The organism is Streptomyces sp. NPDC000880, assembly GCF_053599675.1.
Map to the genome: position 1 here is coordinate 1 of NZ_JBSFMS010000219.1, position 4,877 is coordinate 4,877.

General features: G+C 69.7%; 4 protein-coding genes and 2 pseudogenes. 4 read left to right on the forward strand and 2 right to left on the reverse strand.

The features are described from left to right. The 3 genes from ACWDO5_RS35185 to ACWDO5_RS35195 all read left to right on the forward strand — a co-directional run. Positions 1-914: PP2C family protein-serine/threonine phosphatase (locus ACWDO5_RS35185; protein ID WP_450534602.1), on the forward strand; the 914-nt coding region annotated here is incomplete at its 5' end. A gap of 473 nt (positions 915-1,387) precedes the next feature. Next, positions 1,388-1,837: an Hsp20/alpha crystallin family protein gene (locus ACWDO5_RS35190; RefSeq protein ID WP_450534603.1), complete on the forward strand. Its 450-nt coding sequence runs from the start codon at positions 1,388-1,390 to the stop codon at positions 1,835-1,837. A 164-nt stretch (positions 1,838-2,001) separates the two neighbouring features. Continuing rightward, the gene (locus tag ACWDO5_RS35195) at positions 2,002-2,325 is read left to right on the forward strand and encodes a hypothetical protein (protein WP_450534604.1); all 324 of its coding nucleotides are present in this window, start codon (positions 2,002-2,004) and stop codon (positions 2,323-2,325) included. Between the two features lie 90 nt (positions 2,326-2,415). On the opposite strand, the pseudogene ACWDO5_RS35200 reads toward ACWDO5_RS35195, so the two are convergent. Together ACWDO5_RS35200 and ACWDO5_RS35205 are read right to left on the reverse strand one after the other, a co-directional pair. Next, positions 2,416-2,967 (reverse strand): annotated as a pseudogene (locus tag ACWDO5_RS35200) (acyl-CoA dehydrogenase family protein); the annotation flags it as partial. Further along, positions 2,948-3,947: pseudogene (locus ACWDO5_RS35205) on the reverse strand (serine hydrolase domain-containing protein); the annotation flags it as partial. The pseudogenes ACWDO5_RS35200 and ACWDO5_RS35205, both read right to left, overlap by 20 nt. A gap of 174 nt (positions 3,948-4,121) precedes the next feature. Between ACWDO5_RS35205 and ACWDO5_RS35210 the strand changes: the two are divergent. Further along, a partial coding sequence (locus ACWDO5_RS35210; RefSeq protein WP_450534605.1) for a 3-hydroxyisobutyryl-CoA hydrolase occupies positions 4,122-4,877 on the forward strand: 756 nt, incomplete at its 3' end.

Consider the following 4,877-nt stretch of genomic DNA (forward strand, 5'->3'; position numbering starts at 1 on the left):
CCCTATGGCTGCCGCTGGTCGACGGAGCGGAGCGGCTGGGAGTCCTGGAACTCCGCATGGAGACACTGGACGGGGTCAAACTCTGGCGCTGCCGGACGATAGCGTCGCTCCTCTCCTTGATCATCACTTCCAAGCGCACCTACAGCGACACCTTCGCGCAACGCATGCGGACCCGACCGATGCAACTGCCCACGGAGATGCTCAGGGCTTTTCTCCCCCCGCGCTCGATCGGTACCGGCCGGGTAGTGTCGACCGCGGTCCTGGAACCTGCGTACGAGCTGGGCGGCGACGCCTTCGACCATTCATTCACCGAGGACTTTCTGCACGCCACGATCCTCGATGCCATGGGCCACGACCTGGCGTCGGGCCTTGCCACCTCCGTGGCCATGGCGGGCTGCCGCAACGCCCGGCGCACGGGCGCGGACCTGGCCAAACTCGTCGCCACCGTCGACCAGGCGCTGGCGAAGTGGCTTCCGGACCAGTTCTGCACCGGCATCTTCACCCAGCTGCACATGCCGACCGGCGTGCTGCAATGGTCCAACTGCGGTCACCCGGCGCCATTGCTCATCCGCGGCCAGCGCCTGCTTGACAAGGCCCTGGAGCGGGCTTCCGAACCTCCGCTGGGCCTGCCCGCCAGCCTGGCCGGCGGACCCCGGCAGGTGCACGAGACAAGCCTCGAACCCGGTGACCGGATACTGCTCTACACGGACGGCGTCGTGGAGTCGCGCGACGAGGGCGGGGAGCAATTCGGCCTGGAGCGTTTCACCGACTACATCATTCGGTCGACCGCCGCCGGGCAGAACGCCCCGGAAGTGCTCCGCCTGCTCATCCACGCGATCCTCGGTCATCGGCACAACGAACTCAGCGACGACGCCACGATTCTGATGATCGAATGGCAGCCGCCCGGCCAGTGAGCCGTCGCGGCCATGGCACCTGGAAGCCCGGCAGGCTGCCGTGGCACTGCCATCCGTCAAACCTCCGTTGCACACGTTCTGAGTGGGCTAGGTCCCGGTCGACCACGATGATCCGGAATTCGCTCTCGTCGCAGTGACGCCGCAGCCGATTGGCCGCCAGCGTGCCACCGGTACCGCCTGGGCTCGGCATTGCCCGTACGGTGCCGCCGGCCGAGGCGTGAGACAGCGGCGGCCCCCGCCGGGACAGCGCAGCGCCGCGAGGCCTACGCCAACGACCAGGGCTCGCCCCGCTCCCTGCTCGCCATCACCACCTGGACAACGGCGGATACCCGCGGCCGGCGGCCAGGAACGGAGGAATAGACAAACAAAAGGGTGGATATACAACAGCAGGAGGCCTCGATCAGGGGGTCTTCCGAGTGGCAACTTCGCGTGCATGACACGAGCAGATGCTCTTCGGAAGGAGATGATCGAATATGACGCTTACTGTCCGTCGCGAGGCACTGCCTGCGCTGTGGGATTCCTTCCGCGAGTTCGAGGACCACTTTGACCGTCTCGGACAGCTGTGGCGGTCAGCCGTTCCCGGCGGCGGTGGGCTCGCCGACGCCTGGGTGCCGCCGGCCGACGAGGAAGAAACCGAGGACGCCTACCAGATCGAACTCGAGCTCCCCGGCGTCAGCAAGGACCAGATCACGGTGGATGTCGCCGATTCCCAGCTGGCAGTCCACGGCGAGGTGGAGGAGAAGGAACGCTCCGGCGTGCTGCACCGGCAGACCCGCCGTTTCGGCCGGTTCGACTTCCGGTGGGCCCTGCCCGCCGACGCCGACGCCGACCACGTCACCGCCGAACTCGCCGACGGGGTCCTGACCGTGCGCGTGCCCAAGACCGAGAAGTCCAGGCCGCGGCGCGTCGAGATCACCGGCTGACCACCCTCTCCGGGCGGCTGGTCGCTTCACGGCCCCGGCGCGACAGTGCTCCGGGGCCCTCCTCGGCCCATAGGGCCAGCCTCGCCGAAAAGGGCGGCTTCACCGGCCGATGCGGGAGGCCGCTCCCCGGCACGCCCGCCTGGTAGCGGAACCGGCTGCAATGAGTGACGGCGGCCACGCCATCTGGACGGGCCGCTGACCACGTCTACGCGGTCACCAGCCTGAGCGCCGAGCAGGCCACTCCCGCCCACCTCGCGAGCATGATCCGCTCCCACTGGCAGATCGAGGCCCTGCACCACGTCCGGGACACCACCTTCGCCGAGGACGCCTCGCAGCTTCGCACCGGCAACGCGCCCCGCACCATGGCGACCTGGCGCAACCTCGCCATCGGTGCCCTCCGCCTCGCCGGCACCCAGAACGTCGCCGCCGCACTCCGGGCCAACTCCCGCGACCCGAAACGGCCGCTCGCCCTCCTCGGCCTCACATGATCACGAACCGGACATCATGCGACTACGCCGAAGCCCTGACCGCAGCCCGAGCCGCCTGCATGCGCCGTCACAATCCTCGTCACAAGCACCTCAGCGCCGTACCCACGGCATCCCAGTCCGATCCAGGAGATGATCTCGCGCTGGATCTCGTTGTTGCCGCCACCGAAGGAGAAGATCACGGCGGAGCGGTAGCCGCGTTCCAGCTCGCCGTGGAGGACGGCGCCCGCCGAGCCCTCCTTGAGGGAGCCTGCCGAGCCGACGATCTCCATCAGCCAGGCGTACGCGTCGCGGCGCGCCTCGGAGCCGTAGACCTTGACGGCGGAGGCGTCCTGCGGGGTGAGCGTGCCTTCCTGGACGGCGCCCACCATCTGCCAGTTGAGCAGCTTCATCGCGTCGAGCTTGGTGTGGGTCTGTGCGAGGCGCCCTCGCACCCAGCCGCGGTCGATGACGCGGCGGCCGTCGGCGAGCTTGGTGTCGGCGGCCCAGCGCTGGACGTTCCGGAGGGCCCGGATGGCCCGGATGGCCATGGGGCGGGGCTTCGGGGTCGGTGCGCACGGCGAGCCAGACCCAGTCGGCGGTGTCGCCGTTGGTGGTCCAGATCTTCTGGCCGTTGTCGGTGTACGTGCCTGCCGTTCTCGCCGCTCAGCCAGAGGCCGAGCGCCACCTCCGTGTCACTCGCGAAGCCCGCGCCGAGTACCAGGCCCGGCAGCTGCCCTGGCCCTCGCGGACGCGTTCGGCGGCCCCTGGGGACAGTACGCGCCGGCCCGCGAACTCTCCGCGTCCGGCGAGGATTCCGTACAGCGCAGCGACCGCACCGGCGGTGCCGTGACCGTTGGCGGCAGGGATCTCGGCCGCGCGCCACGCCGGGGTGTTGGCCTCGGCCGCACCGATTACCGGATTGACGAGGGCCGCCAGGGCGACCGGCTGCAACTGGGCGAAGATCGCAGCCTGTTCGCTCTTCGCCGCGGCCCGCGGATGGACCAGTTCGGCGGCGCGCCCCGCCTCCTTCTCCGGCAGCCCGATGGTGAAGTCGATGCCGAGCGGGCCGGTGATCTCCTGGTGCAGAAACTCCCCCGGCAGCTGTCCGGTGATCCCCGCCGGACGACCTCTCCGACCAGGAATCCGTAGGTGATGGCGTGGTAGCCGGAGCGGGTGCCCGGCTCCCACCACGGCTCAGTGGCCGCGAGGCGTGCAGTGGTCAGCTCCCAGTCGTAGAACTGGTCGAGGGTGCGCGGCTCGCGCAGCCTGGCCAGGCCCGCGCGGTGCGAGAGCAGATGGCGTACGGGAATGGACTCCTTGCCGGACGCGGCGAACTCCGGCCAGTAGGTTGCGACGGGGGCGTCCAGATCGAGCAGCCCCCGGTCGGCGAGCAGATGCGCGCACAGGGCGGTGGGGCCCTTGGTCGTCGACCACACATTGACCAGCGTCTCCCGCTCCCACGGGCGAGTGCGCGCTTCGTCGGCCCAGCCGCCCCACAGGTCGACGACGCTCTCTGAGCCGAGGAACACGGTCACGGCCGCGCCAAGTTCGCCGCGGGCGCGGAAGTTCTCCTCGAAGGCAGTGCGCACCGCCTCGAAGCGTTCGTCGCAGTGGCCTTCGACCTTGGGTGCGCGCTCTGACATGAGGGCCTCCGTCGCCTCGGACCGGGAGTCCGGCCTGCCGGTATCCGGCTCACCGAGGAACGTACCGACTGGTCGGACTGGCGGGAAGAGTCCGAACACGAGTCGCGCCCGACGGAGCGGTCACCGTGTGAGCGAGGATGGGCAGAGAAGATCCACACACCGGAAGGAACACCGATGGCCCTCGACGACTCCGTACTGCTGCGCACCGAGGGCCACGCAGGGTACATCACCCTCAACCGTCCCCGTGTTCTCAACGCCCTCACCCACCCGATGGTCCGCACGATCGACGCGGCGCTCGCACAGTGGGAGCAGGACGAATCGGTCGCGGTCGTGGTGGTCTCCGGAGCCGGTGAACGGGGACTCTGCGCGGGCGGCGACATCCGCGCCATTCACGCGGACGCGCTGGCGGGCAGAAACGAGTCGATGGCCTTCTGGCGGGACGAGTACCGCCTCAACGCCCGTATCGCCCGCTACTCCAAGCCCTATGTCGCCCTCATGGACGGCATCGTCATGGGCGGCGGAGTCGGCGTCTCCGCGCACGGCGGCGTACGCGTCGTCACCGAGCGCTCCGCCGTCGCCATGCCGGAGACGGGCATCGGCTTCGTACCGGACGTAGGTGGTACGCATCTGCTCGCCCAGGCTCCCGGGGAGCTCGGCACTCATCTCGCGCTCACAGGTACGGCGGTGGGCGCGGCCGACGCAGTGCTGTGCGGGCTCGCCGATCACTTCGTACCGTCGAGCCGGCTGGCGGAGCTCACCGCGTCGCTCGCCGGGCTGGATGTGACCGAGGCGGTGGGGCGGTGCGCGCAGGCCGCGCCCGAAGGTGAACTGGCCCGGCACCGCGAGTGGATCGACGACTGTTACGCCGCCGGATCCGTGGAGGAGATCCTCGGCCGGCTGCTCGACTGCGGCGACCCGGCGGCAAAGGAG

Excerpts from the sequence above, each read along its gene's own strand:
- ACWDO5_RS35190 (WP_450534603.1), top strand. The coding sequence starts at position 1,388 with ATGACGCTTACTGTCCGTCGCGAGGCACTGCCTGCGCTGTGGGATTCC.